Annotated in this window: 11 protein-coding genes; 6 read left to right on the top strand and 5 right to left on the bottom strand. The window is 64.1% G+C overall.

Annotated features, from left to right (window positions below; translation table 11 throughout):
- Positions 1-12: 12 nt before the first annotated feature.
- From glp to ACP7DD_RS16530, 4 genes are all read right to left on the bottom strand, one after another.
- A complete protein-coding gene (glp, locus tag ACP7DD_RS16545; protein WP_426175898.1) occupies positions 13-1,893 on the bottom strand; it encodes a gephyrin-like molybdotransferase Glp in 1,881 nt (626 codons plus the stop codon).
- A 6-nt stretch (positions 1,894-1,899) separates the two neighbouring features.
- The gene (gene moaA, locus ACP7DD_RS16540) at positions 1,900-3,009 is read right to left on the bottom strand and encodes a GTP 3',8-cyclase MoaA (RefSeq protein WP_426175897.1); all 1,110 of its coding nucleotides are present in this window, start codon (positions 3,007-3,009) and stop codon (positions 1,900-1,902) included.
- Positions 3,002-4,339 carry a chromate efflux transporter gene (gene chrA / locus ACP7DD_RS16535; protein WP_426175896.1) on the bottom strand — a complete coding sequence of 446 codons (1,338 nt, stop codon included), beginning with the start codon at positions 4,337-4,339 and terminating at the stop codon, positions 3,002-3,004. The genes moaA and chrA overlap by 8 nt, the downstream gene beginning before the upstream one ends.
- Positions 4,340-4,470: 131 nt before the next feature.
- The gene (locus ACP7DD_RS16530; RefSeq protein ID WP_426175895.1) at positions 4,471-7,479 is read right to left on the bottom strand and encodes an Rne/Rng family ribonuclease; all 3,009 of its coding nucleotides are present in this window, start codon (positions 7,477-7,479) and stop codon (positions 4,471-4,473) included.
- Positions 7,480-8,157: 678 nt separating this feature from the next.
- Between ACP7DD_RS16530 and ACP7DD_RS16525 the strand changes: the two genes are divergently transcribed.
- Genes ACP7DD_RS16525 through ACP7DD_RS16510 form a run of 4 tightly spaced genes read left to right on the top strand, consistent with a single transcriptional unit; the run spans position 8,158 to position 11,270 of the window.
- Entirely contained in the window at positions 8,158-9,150 is a 993-nt protein-coding gene (locus ACP7DD_RS16525) for an RluA family pseudouridine synthase (RefSeq protein ID WP_426175894.1), read from the top strand.
- A 57-nt stretch (positions 9,151-9,207) separates the two neighbouring features.
- Positions 9,208-9,867 carry an HAD-IA family hydrolase gene (locus tag ACP7DD_RS16520; protein ID WP_426175893.1) on the top strand — a complete coding sequence of 220 codons (660 nt, stop codon included), beginning with the start codon at positions 9,208-9,210 and terminating at the stop codon, positions 9,865-9,867.
- Positions 9,864-10,253, top strand: coding sequence for a Rieske (2Fe-2S) protein (locus ACP7DD_RS16515; protein WP_426175892.1), 390 nt, complete (start codon positions 9,864-9,866; stop codon positions 10,251-10,253). Before ACP7DD_RS16520 ends, ACP7DD_RS16515 begins: the two co-directional genes overlap by 4 nt.
- Positions 10,254-10,313: 60 nt before the next feature.
- A complete protein-coding gene (locus tag ACP7DD_RS16510; RefSeq protein WP_426175958.1) occupies positions 10,314-11,270 on the top strand; it encodes a S49 family peptidase in 957 nt (318 codons plus the stop codon).
- A gap of 227 nt (positions 11,271-11,497) precedes the next feature.
- Here ACP7DD_RS16510 and ACP7DD_RS16505 read toward each other — a convergent pair whose 3' ends face one another.
- Complete coding sequence (locus ACP7DD_RS16505) at positions 11,498-11,860, bottom strand: hypothetical protein (protein ID WP_426175891.1); 363 nt, start codon at positions 11,858-11,860, stop codon at positions 11,498-11,500.
- A 245-nt stretch (positions 11,861-12,105) separates the two neighbouring features.
- Between ACP7DD_RS16505 and ACP7DD_RS16500 the strand changes: the two genes are divergently transcribed.
- Both ACP7DD_RS16500 and ACP7DD_RS16495 read left to right on the top strand, forming a co-directional pair.
- Positions 12,106-12,816, top strand: a complete 711-nt coding sequence (locus ACP7DD_RS16500) for a pseudouridine synthase (RefSeq protein ID WP_426175890.1) — start codon at positions 12,106-12,108, stop codon at positions 12,814-12,816.
- A complete protein-coding gene (locus ACP7DD_RS16495; protein WP_426175889.1) occupies positions 12,813-13,811 on the top strand; it encodes a fumarylacetoacetate hydrolase family protein in 999 nt (332 codons plus the stop codon). The genes ACP7DD_RS16500 and ACP7DD_RS16495 overlap by 4 nt, the downstream gene beginning before the upstream one ends.
- Positions 13,812-13,838 lie beyond the last annotated feature (27 nt).

The raw sequence follows: 13,838 nt of genomic DNA, 5'->3' as shown, positions 1-13,838 counted from the left end.
TTGCGGGTACGGTTACACCAGGCCTTCGAAGAGCAGGACGTCGACCAGGTCGCCGGCGGCGACGTTGCCTTGCTCGTCGTGCAGCACCACCATGCAGTTCGCTTCCGACATCGAGCGCAAAATGCCGGAGCCCTGCGAGCCGGTGATGCTGACCTGCTGCTCGCCGTTGGCATCGTGGGCCAGGATGCCGCGCTGGTATTCGGTGCGGCCTGGCTTCTTGCGGATGGCGCCGGTCGATTTTACTTTCAGCAGCGGCAGCGGCGCGTCGGCGCCCATCATGGTCAGCAGCGCGGCGCGGGCGAAAAAGTAGAACGACACCATCACCGCCACCGGATTGCCGGGCAGGCCAAACAGGAAGGCGCTGTGGCCGTTCGAGTTGATCTTGCCGAAGGCGAGCGGGCGCCCCGGGCGCATGCCGATCTTCCAGAACGTGACGTCGCCAAGTCTGGCCATGATGTCGCGCGTGTAGTCGGCCGCGCCGACCGAGACACCGCCGGAGGTGACGATGGCGTCGGTGTTTTCGCAGGCGTTGCGCAGCGCCTCTTCCAGCGCCTGCGGGTCGTCCTTGACGACGCCCATGTCGATGATGTCGCAGCCAAGCCGGGCAAGCATGCCGTACAAGGTGTAGCGGTTGCTGTCGTAGACGCAGCCGGCGTCGAGCGGCTCGCCGATCGAACGCAGTTCGTCACCGGTCGAGAAGAACGCGACGCGCAGGCGCCGCTGCACCGGCACTTCGGCGATGCCCAGCGACGCGAGCAGGCCGAGGTCGGCCGGGCGGATGATCTTGCCTTTCCTGAGCGCGGGGTTGCCGGCCATCAGGTCCTCGCCGGCGAAGCGGCGATTGTCGCCGACCCGAATGACGCCGGCGTCGATCGTGATGTCGGCCTCGCCGATACGGGCCACGAACTCCTGCGGGACGACGCTGTCGCAGCCGGCCGGCATGACGCCGCCCGTCATGATGCGCACGCACTCGCCAGGGGCCGGCGTCGCGCCGGACGGACGGCCGGCGTAGACGGTGTCGATGACCTTCAGCGTGGTCGTGCCCTCGGCGCGCAGGTCGGCGCCGCGCAGCGCAAAGCCGTCCATCGCCGAGTTGTCGTGCGCCGGCACGCTGATCGGCGAGGTGATGTCCGCGGCCAGCACGCGGTCGAGCGCGGCGCGCAGGGCGACCTTTTCGATCGAGGCGATGGGGGAGACGAATTCGCGGATGATGCGCTGGGCGTCGCGCACCGGCAGCGCGTCAGGGTCGTAGCCGGACAGGCAGCTGGTGACATCGAGCAGTCGCTTCGGCGCGCGCGACGTATCAAGGCTGTGCAGTTCGTCGAGCGTGTTGATGTTGCGGAAGGCGTCGCTGTCGTCGAACAGCACTTCGGCCACTTTCAGGTCGGCGTACCAGCCGTCCATCTTGCGCCCGCCCTCGGCCAGGTAGCTTGAGAGCACCGGCAGCAGGCGCGTCTTGACCAGGCAGAAAACCGGGTGCGGCTGCTTTCGCATGCCGCCTTCCTGCGTCACCGCCAGGGCGACGTCGGCGCGTTGCGACTGCAGCGCGTGGAACAGGCGCGCGGCCAGGTCGCGCGGCAAGAACGGCGAGTCGCACGGCGCGGTGACCATGTACGGCGTGGCGCAGTGGCGCATGCCCGCTTCGAGTCCGGCCAGCGGTCCGGCAAAGCCGGTCGTTTCATCAGGCCACACCGGCACGCCGAATGCTTCATACCTGCCCAGGTTCTGGTTGGCGTTGATGGCGATTGCACCCACCTGCGGCGCCAGCCGCTCGAGCACGTGAGCGACCATGGTGGCGCCGTGGAACGGCTGCAGGCCCTTGTCGACGTGGCCCATGCGCGAGCCGCGCCCGCCCGCCAGGATCAGTGCGCTGATCTGTTCATTTTTCTGCATGCTTGATTATCCGCCGATGTAGGACATTTCGACCCGCCTTGGGCCGCGCTCGATGCCGCTGGTGTTGATGGTGCGGGTGTCGGAATAGCGGTCGGTGCGCGCACGCCACAACTGGGCGACGGCGGCGGAAACCTCGGCATCGCTGCGGCCGCCGCGCAGCAGGCCGCGCAGGTCGTGGCCGCGGGTGGCGAACAGGCAGGTGTAGAGTTGCCCCTCGGTCGACAGGCGCGCGCGGGTGCAGTCCTTGCAGAACGACTGGGTGACGCTGGAAATCATGCCCACTTCGCCGCCGCCATCGACATAGCGCCAGCGCGCGGCAGTCTCGCCGGCGTAGTTGGCGCCGACCGGCGCCAGCGGCATCTGCGCAGAAATGCGGCGCACCACTTCGGTCGAAGGAATCACTTCGCTCATGTTCCAGCCGTTGGAGGCGCCAACGTCCATGTATTCGATGAAGCGCAAGATGTACGGCGTGTCCTTGAAGTGGCGCGCCATCGGCACGATTTCCTGGTCGTTCATGCCGCCCTTGACGACCATGTTGATCTTGATGGGGCCGAGGCCAACCTGGTGGGCGACGTCGATGCCGTGCAACACGTCGGCGACCGCGAAGTCGACGTCGTTCATGCGCTTGAAGGTGGCGTCGTCGAGCGAATCGAGCGAGACGGTGACGCGGTTCAGGCCAGCGTCCTTGAGCGACTGCGCTTTTTTGGCCAGCAGCGCGCCGTTGGTGGTGAGCGTGAGGTCGAGCGTGCGCCCGCTCGGCGTGCGGATGGCGGCGAGCATGCCGACCAGGCGTTCGAGGTTCTTGCGCAGCAGCGGTTCGCCGCCGGTCAGGCGGATCTTTTCGACGCCATGGGCGACGAAGATGGTGGCGACGCGGGTGATTTCCTCGAACGACAGCAGGGCAGTTTGCGGCAGGTAGGCGTAGTCCTTGTCGAACACTTCCTTCGGCATGCAGTAGACACAGCGAAAATTGCAGCGGTCGGTGACCGAGATGCGCAGGTCGTGCAATGGCCGCGCGAGGGCGTCGTCCACGCGGCCGGTGGGCGCTTCGAGGACGGCGGGGACGGCCATCTGGGGCCGGCGCTCGTCGCCGAGCATGATGATTTTTTCAGCCATGCCAATACGATAGCACGAGGCCCGCGAGCGCACAGGCGAAGATCAATTTGATGGCGCCGACCTGGTAGCGAAACAGGGCGATGCAGGCGACGGCGCTGATGGCGACGGCTACCGGATCGAGGCGGCCGGCGGCGAAAAACACATGCTGGCCGAAGAACACGGCGAGGCTGACGATGACGCCGACCACCGCCGCCGAGATGGCGGTCAGCGGCGCCGTCATGCGGACGTCGCCGCGGGTCGATTCGACCAGCGGGCCGCCGGCCAGGATGAAGATGAACGACGGCAGGAACGTAAACAGCGCGGCGACCGAGGCGCCGGCGACGCCGGCCGCGAGCAGGGCGGAGTCGCCGAACAGGGCGCCGCTCCAGGCGCCGACGAAGCCGACGAAGGCGACGATCATGATCAGAGGGCCGGGCGTGGTTTCGCCCAGCGCCAGGCCGTCGATCATCTGGGCGGCGGTGAGCCAGTGGTAGTGCTCGACGCCGCCCTGGTAGACGTAGGGCAGCACGGCGTACGCGCCGCCGAAGGTCATCAGGGCCGCCTTGGTGAAAAACCAGCCCATCTGGGCAAGCGTGCCGGCGACGCCGTAGCGCGCGGCCAGCAGCAGCCAGGCGCAAACGCCGATGCCCAGGCCAATCAGCGCGACCTGCGCCAGGCGCGGCCAGGCGAAGGCGGCGTGCGCCGGCGTCGGCGTGTCGTCGTCGATCAGCGCGACGCCGTACGAGGCCTTGGCGTTATGCGCGCGCTGGCCGCCGACCTGGAACCAGGCCGGCCACCACCTGCCGCCGGCCACGCCGATCGCGGCGGCGCCCAGCACGATCAGCGGGAACGGCGCGCTGAAGACGGCGATGGCGAGGAAGGCGGCGACGGCGACCGCCATCAGCACCTGGTTTTTCAATGTGCGGCTGCCGATGCGCCAGGCAGCGGCGAGCACGATGGCAACCACCGCCGGCTTGATGCCATACAGGACGCCGGCCACCGCCGGCAGGTTTCCATATGCCATGTAAATCCAGGACAGCACGATGAGGATCAGCAATGAGGGCAGCACGAACAGCGCGCCGGCAATGATGCCGCCGCGCGTTTTGTGCATCAGCCAGCCGATGTAGACGGCAAGCTGGGTCGCTTCGGGGCCGGGCAGCAGCATGCAGTAATTGAGGGCGTGCAGGAAGCGCTGCTCGGAAATCCAGCGGCGCCGTTCGACCAGTTCGGAATGCATCAGGGCGATCTGGCCGGCCGGGCCGCCAAAACTGATGAAGCCAAGCTTGAGCCAATACCAGAAGGCTTCGCGCAAGGTGACGGGGGCGGGGCGGATATCGTGGGGTGGGATCATGCCGGTATTGTAACGACTGTGCGGTGCTGCGGAATGGGATCTTCGCTTTCGCGGGGATCCCATTGGATCGAATAGCCCGGACGTAAAAAAAGGGAAGCACGCGGCTTCCCTTCTTATCGACTACCGGCCTATTACTGGCGGCTGGTGTCGATCTGGATCAGCGGCTCGTCCACTTGCGGTGGCAGCGGCTTGCGTTCACGCGGAACACGTACCGGCGGCGCCGCGCTGGCGGCCGCTTCCTGCGCTGCACGCAGCTTCTCAGGATCGGTGGCAGCCAAGGTCAAACCGGCGGAACCGAGCAACTCTTTCAGGTCGGCAACCGGTGCTTGCACTGGCGCTGGCGCCATCGCTTGCACGGGTACCGGCACCGCCGCTGCTACTTCGACCGGCGCTGAAACGGCAACCGGCGCTGGCGCCTCTTCGACGACCGCGACTGGCTCTTCAACAGCTTCCGGCGCTGTCTGAACAGCCACCGGCTCGGCGACGACGCGCTCGACGTCGACAACGGCTGCGACTGGCTCAGCGGCAACTGGTGCTTCCACCGGGGTATCCGGCGTGAACATGGTTTCCGGCATCACTGCAGGCGCAGCTGGCGCTTCGGCGACGACTGGTGCTTCAGCGACGACCGGCTCCGGCTGCACTGCGACCGGCGCTGGCGCCGGGGCTGCTTCGACAGGCTCGACCATGACGTATTCCGACGCCGGTACCGGCTCAGCCGCGCCAGCTTCCTGGTCAGCTACCGGGGTGAACGCCACCGTCGTCGACGGCGCTGCTTCGCCTTCGTTGTCGCCTGCTTCGTTCTCGCCACCTTCACCGAGCTCGCGCTCGCGGCGGTTACGGTTGCGGCCACCGCGGCGGCGACGGCGGCGCGGCTCGTCGCCGGCTTCGACTTCGATCTCTTCGCCGTTCGGGCCGATGGTCGTGATGGTCTTGACCACTTGCTCGGTAACGTTGTGCTCGCCGTCCGGGCCGAGCGTGGTGACCGAAATCGACGACGCCATCACTGCTTCGGTGACGACAACATCGTCGGCCTTCGATTCGGCAACGACAGCGCGGTAGTCGGCGCGCTCGCGGGCAGGGCGCGGGGTGCGCTCGGCACGTTCAGGACGCTCGCCACGTTCGGCGCGCGGCACTGCCGGCACTTGCGCTTCGGCCTGCTCGCGCGGCTCGCGCGCTTCACGCGGTGGACGTGGCGGACGCGGCGGGCGGGCGGCGCGGGTTTCGGCGTCGGCTGCTTTCACGGTCTCGTCGGCAACGCCGGCCTTGGCGCCAGGTTCGCGCTCTTCGCGGCCACCTTGCTTGCCGCCACGGCTGCGGCCGCGCGGGCCACGACCATTACGGTCGCCGCCACGGTCGGCAGCAGCAGCCGGCTTGGCTGGCGCGGCAACTGGCGCCGGCGCGGCAACTGGCGTCGCCTTCTTGCCCATGAAGAAGTTGATGATCTTGTCGAGGAAGCTTTCCTCGACCGGCGCGACCGGCACCGGCGCCACGATGACCGGCTTGACCGGCTCGCTGCGGTCGACCATCGGCGCAGGCTGGGCCGGGGTGATCGTCTTGACGACGGCTTCCTGGCGCGGCTTGGCTTCTTCCTTCTGGCGCTTGCTGTAAGCCATGTCGGTGTCGGCCTGCTCGGCCAGGGTGTAGCTGGCCTGGCTGTCTTCGAGGCGCGGATCGTCGTGCTTGATGCGCTCGAGCTTGTAGTGCGGCGTGTCGAGGTGCTTGTTCGGGATCAGGATCACGCCGATGCGGTGGCGGTTCTCGATCTTGAGCACTTCGCCACGCTTTTCGTTGAGCAGGAACGCGGCAACATCGACCGGCACCTGGACGTGGATGGTGGCCGAATTTTCCTTCATCGCCTCTTCCTGGATGATGCGCAGCACTTGCAGTGCGGACGATTCGGTATCGCGGATGTGGCCGGTGCCGGAGCAGCGCGGGCACGTCACGTGGCTGCCTTCGGACAGTGACGGACGCAGGCGCTGGCGCGACAGTTCCATCAGGCCGAAACGGGAAATCTTGCCCATCTGGACACGCGCGCGGTCGTGGTGCAGCGCGTCTTTCAGGCGCGTTTCCACCTCGCGCTGGTTTTTCGCCACTTCCATGTCGATGAAGTCGATGACGATCAGGCCGCCGAGGTCGCGCAGGCGCAACTGGCGGGCCACTTCTTCGGCCGCTTCGCAGTTGGTGTTGAACGCGGTGGTCTCGATGTCGGAGCCGCGCGTGGCGCGCGCCGAGTTGACGTCGACCGACACGAGCGCTTCGGTGTGGTCGATGACGATGGCGCCGCCGGACGGCAACGGCACCGTGCGCGAGTACGCGGTCTCAATCTGGTGTTCGATCTGGAAACGCGAGAACAGCGGCACGTCGTCGCTGTAGCGCTTGACGCGGTGCACCATGTCGGGCATCACGTGGCTCATGAACTGATGCGCCTGCTCGTAGATGTCGTCGGTGTCGATCAGGATCTCGCCGATGTCGGGCTGGAAGTAGTCGCGGATGGCGCGGATGACGAGCGACGATTCCTGGTAGATCAGGAAAGCGCCGTTGCCTTGCTTGCCGGCCCCTTCGATCGCGCGCCACAGTTGCATCAGGTAGTTCAGGTCCCACTGCAGTTCTTCGACGTTGCGGCCGATGCCGGCGGTGCGGGCAATCACCGACATGCCTTGCGGCAGGTCCAGCTTGTCCATCGTTTCGCGCAGTTCCTGGCGCTCTTCGCCTTCGACACGGCGCGATACGCCGCCGCCGCGCGGATTGTTCGGCATCAGCACGAGGTAGCGGCCGGCCAGCGAGACGAACGAGGTCAGCGCCGCGCCCTTGTTGCCGCGCTCTTCCTTTTCGACCTGGACCATGATTTCCTGGCCTTCGCGCAGCGCTTCCTTGACCGAAGCGGTACGGACGTCGACGCCTTCGCGGAAGTAGGTGCGCGCAACTTCTTTGAAGGGGAGGAAGCCGTGGCGGTCTTCGCCATAGCTGACGAAGCAAGCTTCGAGGGAGGGCTCAATGCGGGTGATGACACCTTTATAGATGTTCGACTTGCGCTGTTCGCGGCCGGCCGACTCGATATCGATGTCGATCAGCTTCTGACCGTCGACAATGGCTACGCGCAGCTCTTCCTGCTGCGTAGCGTTAAACAACATACGTTTCATTTTTATTGACTCCACGACCCGAAGGCCGATCCAGGCCACCTTGTCAGCGCGGCTTATGTACATCGGATGTACGCGGGAACGGAGAGTTGGAGGGTGGGTATGCCTTCATGCACGGCGCAGCAACGACTGGCGTTGCGGCCGCAACGGGGCGCGGTGGGGTCGATCGACATGCCGAGTGCACGCATCACCTGCAACTTTCCTGTTTGCTGCCGGTCGAACCGGGGCACAGGGACAGCCAGGCGGTGAGCAGATCAACGAGCCAAACCGTAGCCAGCGAACATACCAAGACTTCGAACCACCGGCGAATGGATCCGCCATTATTCTCAAGCCTTCGGGATGAGGCTTACATCGGGTCGGGCGAAAACGACAAGCGTTATCGACGCCATCAACCGGCGAGCTGGCAAAATAGACAGCTTGCCGGTACTTATCCTTACAATTCCAAACTATCCAATCTTGCAGCCCTGCGTGCAATCCGATTACAACAACGGTGCAACCTTGATTCGCGCAGGGATGTGCGTACACGTTTTTCCATCGAATTTGCAATTTGGCGAGGCCGATGGACACGCCCCTGTGTAAAATATCGTTTTAATTCTTACACCAGCAGAGGTTTGACCGCCGCCTGTCGATTATATATTCAAAATGAAGGACTTAGAGAGAATTTCTGGGAAGACAGAGCAAATGAAGATGCAAACCGAGAGTGTTCCCCCTTCATCACCGACACCGCTGCAAGCCCAGTTCGTAACAATTACCGAAGAAGAAGCCGGCCAGCGCATCGACAACTACCTGCTGCGCGTGTGCAAGGGCGTCCCCAAGAGTCACATATACCGTATTTTGCGTTCCGGCGAAGTGCGCGTCAATAAAGGCCGCATCGATCAGCTGTACCGGCTGGTAAATGGCGATGTGGTACGGATCCCGCCGGTACGGGTGGCCGAAAAATCAACGGCAATCGTTCCGGGCGCCGAATTTACCATCCTGTTCGAGGATGCCCACTTGCTGGTGATCGACAAGCCGTGCGGCACCGCGGTACATGGCGGCTCGGGCGTGTCGTACGGCGTCATCGAACAGTTGCGCGCGTCGCGCCCGGACGCCAAGTTCCTCGAACTGGTGCACCGGCTCGACCGCGAAACGTCGGGCGTGCTGATGCTGGCGAAAAAACGCTCGGCGCTGACCAACCTGCACGAACAGATGCGCGACGGCGTGACCGACAAGCGCTACCTGACCGCGGTGGGCGGCGACTGGAAGAACGCGCGCCAGCACATCAAGCTGCCGCTGCATAAATACACCACCGCCGAAGGCGAGCGGCGGGTCTGCGTGCAGGCCGGGGGCATGGAGTCGCATACCGTGTTCACATTATTGCGCAAGTGGGAGCATGTCGCCCTGCTGGAAGCGGAACTGAAAACCGGGCGCACCCACCAGATCCGCGTTCATCTCGCTTCGTCGGGCTTTCCGATCCTGGGAGACGATAAATACGGCGATTTCGCGCTTAACCGGGTGCTGCTGAAGGCCGACCAGACGCGCGGCGCCCTCAAGCGCATGTTCCTGCATGCCCATCAGATCACCTTCATCCATCCCGACAGCGGCAAGCAGGTGACGATAAATGCCCCGTTACCGGCAGAATGCGACCGTTTCTTGGTAAGCTTGGGGAAACCGCAGAATATTGCAGTGCGATAATCTCGCGACAACACTTACCCCTGGAAGGAGCCGGCGGCCACAAGCCAGCCGGAACACATGGCACGAAAGCAATTTGACCTGATCGTATTTGATTGGGACGGCACGCTGATGGACAGCACATCGACCATCGTCAAGAGTATCCAGTCGGCCGCGCGAGAGCTCGGTTTGCCAATCCCGCGCGATGAAGAGGCGTCGCACGTCATCGGCCTCGGCCTGCACGAGGCGATGCAGGCGGTGATGCCGAATATCGATCCCATCTGGTATCCGAAGATGGTCGAGCGCTATCGCTACCATTTCCTGATGAAGGACCCTGAACTGGTGGTGTTCGACGGCGTTAGCGCCATGTTGAGCGAATTATCACAGGAAGGCTATTTCCTGGCGGTGGCGACCGGCAAGAGCCGCGTCGGCCTGAACCGGGCGCTCAATGCGGTCGGCCTGCTGTCGCTGTTCGACGCCACCCGCTGCGCCGACGAGACGTTCTCGAAGCCGCATCCGGCCATGCTGCAGGAGCTGACGCGCGAACTGGGCCAGGACCTGAAGCGCACCGTGATGATCGGCGACACGACGCACGACCTACTGATGGCGAACAACGCCGGCACCGGCGCCGTGGCAGTCGAGTACGGCGCGCACCCGGTCGACCAGCTGCAAGCTTGCCAGCCGCTGTACTCGGCCCAGACGGTGGCACAGCTGCACCAATGGCTGGGCGAGAATGCATGATGAGTGAGCCGGCCGCATCCGCACTGCTGGTGTGCGACGCCGACGCCGTGGTCGAAGGCGGGCACGGTGTGCGCTTTGCCGTCAGTGCGTTCGGCGACGACGGCACCGGCTTCGTGGTGCGCTACGACGGCAAGGTGTACGGCTACCTGAACCGCTGCGCCCACGTGCCGATCGAGCTCGACTGGAATAAGGGCGAATTCTTCGAGTCGAGCGGCCTGTACCTGATGTGCTCGACCCACGGGGCAATCTACGTCCCGCGAACCGGACAGTGCGCAGGCGGTCCCTGCAAAGGCGGCCGGTTGCGCCCGATTGCCGTGCACGAAGAGCACGACAAGATTTACTGGCACCCAGACGAGCTCGTCAAGGCGCCACCAGTCTCCATCTAAATCCGATAACCACGATCTATGACCGATAACATCAGCAGCACCCCGACCGACAAGGCCGTGATGGCCGGCCCGGCCAACCACCCCAACTGGGAACGCGATACGCTGGAAAAGCTCCTGTTTGCCACCGTCAGGGAACAGCGGACGGCGCGCCGCTGGAGCATCTTCTTCAAACTGCTCGTATTGGGGGCGATCTTCTTCTCCTTGTGGGCCTATTTCGACTTCAGCACCGGCTCGGATATCGAAGCGCTGGGCAAGCATACGGCGCTGATCGAGATCGACGGCAACATCGAGGCCGAAGGCAGCGGTTCGGCCAACTCGGTCATTCCGTCACTGAACAAGGCATTCCGCGACGTCGGCTCGGTCGCCGTGGTGCTGCGCATTAACAGCCCGGGCGGCAGTCCAGTCCAGGCCGGCATGATCGTCGATGAGATCCTGCGCCTGCGAAAAGGCTACCCGGCCAAGCCGGTGTACGTGGTGGTCGATGAAATCTGCGCGTCCGGCGGGTATTACATCGCGGCGGCCGCCGACAAGATTTTCGTCAACAAGGCCAGCATCGTCGGCTCGATCGGCGTGCTGATGGACGGCTTCGGCTTCACCGGCACGATGGAAAAGGCCGGCGTCGAGCGGCGCCTGCTGACGGCCGGCGAGAACAAGGGGTTCATGGATCCGTTCAGCCCGCAGTCGGACAAGCACAAGGCGCATGCCCAGGCAATGTTGAACGAAATTCACCAGCAATTCATCGGCGTGGTGCGGGCAGGGCGCGGCAAGCGCCTGAAGGAAACACCGGACATGTTCTCCGGCCTGTTCTGGAGCGGCGCCCGCGCCGTCGAGATGGGGCTGGCCGATGGCTACGGCAGCGTCGACAGTGTGGCGCGCGAAATCGTCAAGGTCGATGACATCGTCGACTACACGGCGCACGAAGGCTTGCCGGAACGGGTGCTGAAGAAATTTGGTGCCTCGGTCGGCGCCGGCGCGGTCAAGTCGCTGTATCGCGGGGCAACGCCGGCGGTACGCTGAGGATAGTTAATTTTCTCCTTGTAAGTTGACAGGTTTGTCCTATATTGAAGCCGTAGTTCATTCAAAGGGGCTGATATAAAAGTTCACGTAGTTTTCATATATTCGAACCGGACTACTGACCGCATGTTCATGCGGTATGGAGAGAATTAAATTTTCTCGGAACAGTCTCCTTCTCGGGACTTGGAAACGGCGGCGCAATGCCGCCGTTTCCAATTGTGCGTGTCGATTCAATCAACGCAGCTGTCGGTGCGAAACAGGCCCGGGATCGCGGGCGGCTTGCCGGCTGGGAAGTAGGTTCCGACGTAAAGTTCGGAAATGTCCGATGGCGCCACCTCGTATTGCGAGAACCCACCGCATCGAAGCCACTGCTGGAAGTTCTTCTGGGCGTGGGCGAGCCAGACCGCACGGCCGAGGGCCGGCGCCGGCGCCTCGGCCTTGGCCGGCACACCGGCGCTGTCACTGATCCACCGCGCAATTGCCAGTTGGGCCTCGTATCGAGCGCATTCTTCGACGGCGAGCAGGCAATGGGCCTGGGCCTGTGATCCTGGAAACTCGTGGTCGTTAGGGCCGCGGTGGTTGTCGATGGTCATGTTGTCCTCTTGTTGTTGAAGGTTCGTTTATCCTACCGATGAGGTAAGGATTTCGTAGGAGCCGTTAGGCCGATTCCTAACGAGGTTTCACTGTACCAACGGGGGAACCGAAACACTTGATCTTTGTCAAAGGTGTCGTTCGCCAGGAGTCAAATGTCCGGGTGGCAATTTCTGTACGATGCCGGCGGCATTGGCGGCATTGGCGGTGCTGTCGGCGCTGCCGCGGTTCTGGTAAAGTCTCGCCCATGAGCAAATTATCCCTGGACCGCATGCTGCAATCGCAAGGTTTCGGCACGCGCAAGTACTGCCGCGCCCTGATCGAAGATGGCGAAGTGAGCGTGAATGGCGCGCCGCACACCCACTATAAAACCACCTTCGACACTAATGACGCGGTATTGACGGTCTTTGGCGAAGAATGGACCTATCGCGAACACGTCTATATTGCCCTGCACAAGCCGGCCAATTTCGAGTGTTCACGCAAGCCCAGCCACCACCCCGGCGTGCTGACCTTGCTTCCCGAACAATTTACCTGGCGCGAAGTCCAGCCCGTCGGCCGGCTCGACCATGACACGACCGGCATGCTGCTGATGTCAGACGATGGCCCCTTTATCCATGCACAGTCGTCGCCGAAGCGCCATGTGCCGAAGATTTACCAGGCCACCACGCAAGAGCCGGTCACCCAGCAACTGGTGGACAAATTGCTCGACGGCGTCAAGCTGCACGACGAGCCCGCGCCGCTGAAGGCATTGACGTGCACCCGGCGCGGTGAGCACCAGCTCGAAATCGTGCTCGAGCAAGGCAAGTACCACCAGGTCAAGCGCATGCTGGCCGCGGCCGACAACCATTGCCTGGCGCTGCACCGCTCGGCCATCGGCAGCCTGACGCTCGACTCGCTCGGCCTGGCCGAAGCAGAGTGGTGCTTTCTCGACCAGGCTCAGCTGGACCGGCTGGCATGAAGCTCGCCACCCTCAACGACGGCACCCGCGACGGCCAGCTGGTGGTTGTCGCGCGCGACCTGAAGCACGCCCACCTGGCCGACGGCATCGCGCCGACGCTGCAGGCGGCGCTCGACGACTGGGCCTTCATCGCGCCGCAACTGAACCAGCTGTACGCGCAGCTAAACGGCGGGCGCGGCCAGCGCAGCTTCGACTTCGACCCGGCCAGGTGCATGGCGCCGCTGCCGCGCGCCTTCCAGTGGGTCGACGGTTCGGCGTACGTGAACCACGTCGAACTGGTGCGCAAGGCGCGCAAGGCCGAGATGCCGGAGTCGTTCTGGGAAGATCCGCTGATGTACCAGGGCGGCAGCGACGACTTCCTCGGCCCGCACGACGACATCGTGCTCGCGCAGGAAGAGTGGGGCATCGATTTCGAAGCCGAGGTTGCCGTCGTCACCGGCGACGTGCCGATGGGCTCGACGCCGGACCAGGCGCTCCAGCAGATTCGGCTGCTGATGCTGGCCAACGATGTGTCGCTACGCAACCTCATTGCGGCAGAACTGGCCAAGGGCTTCGGGTTCGTGCAGTCAAAACCGGCGACCAGCTTTTCGCCGGTGGCGGTCACGCCGGACGAACTGGGCGACGCCTGGCTTGGGGGCAAGATTCACCTGCCGCTGCGCTCGACGTGGAACGGCAAGCTGGTCGGCCAGCCGCACGCCGGCGCCGACATGGTGTTTAATTTTCCGCAATTGATCGCTCACTTGTGCAAGACGCGCAATGCGCGCGCCGGCACCATCGTCGGCTCCGGCACCGTGTCGAACAAGGACGCCGGCCGCGGCTATTCCTGCATCGCCGAAAAACGCTGCCTGGAGATGATCGAGGATGGCGTCGCGTCGACGCCGTTCATGCTGTTTGGCGATACGATCAAGATCGAAATGCTCGACGGTGCCGGAAAATCAGTGTTCGGCGCCATTGCCCAGAGCGTCAAGCAGGCCGAGGCGACGAAGCTGCGCTAGCCGAATAAGCCGATTGTAAGCACGGCT

It is taken from the genome of Massilia sp. TWR1-2-2, from assembly GCF_049897565.1.
Classification (GTDB): Bacteria; Pseudomonadota; Gammaproteobacteria; order Burkholderiales; family Burkholderiaceae_D; genus JAFCUW01.
This window is presented reverse-complemented; position numbering and strand designations above follow the sequence as displayed.

Excerpts from the sequence above, each read along its gene's own strand:
- glp (WP_426175898.1), bottom strand. The coding sequence starts at position 1,893 with ATGCAGAAAAATGAACAGATCAGCGCACTGATCCTGGCGGGCGGGCGC.
- moaA (WP_426175897.1), bottom strand. The coding sequence starts at position 3,009 with ATGGCTGAAAAAATCATCATGCTCGGCGACGAGCGCCGGCCCCAGATG.
- chrA (WP_426175896.1), bottom strand. The coding sequence starts at position 4,339 with ATGATCCCACCCCACGATATCCGCCCCGCCCCCGTCACCTTGCGCGAA.
- ACP7DD_RS16530 (WP_426175895.1), bottom strand. The coding sequence starts at position 7,479 with ATGAAACGTATGTTGTTTAACGCTACGCAGCAGGAAGAGCTGCGCGTA.
- ACP7DD_RS16525 (WP_426175894.1), top strand. The coding sequence starts at position 8,158 with ATGAAGATGCAAACCGAGAGTGTTCCCCCTTCATCACCGACACCGCTG.
- ACP7DD_RS16520 (WP_426175893.1), top strand. The coding sequence starts at position 9,208 with ATGGCACGAAAGCAATTTGACCTGATCGTATTTGATTGGGACGGCACG.
- ACP7DD_RS16515 (WP_426175892.1), top strand. The coding sequence starts at position 9,864 with ATGATGAGTGAGCCGGCCGCATCCGCACTGCTGGTGTGCGACGCCGAC.
- ACP7DD_RS16510 (WP_426175958.1), top strand. The coding sequence starts at position 10,314 with ATGGCCGGCCCGGCCAACCACCCCAACTGGGAACGCGATACGCTGGAA.
- ACP7DD_RS16505 (WP_426175891.1), bottom strand. The coding sequence starts at position 11,860 with ATGACCATCGACAACCACCGCGGCCCTAACGACCACGAGTTTCCAGGA.
- ACP7DD_RS16500 (WP_426175890.1), top strand. The coding sequence starts at position 12,106 with ATGAGCAAATTATCCCTGGACCGCATGCTGCAATCGCAAGGTTTCGGC.
- ACP7DD_RS16495 (WP_426175889.1), top strand. The coding sequence starts at position 12,813 with ATGAAGCTCGCCACCCTCAACGACGGCACCCGCGACGGCCAGCTGGTG.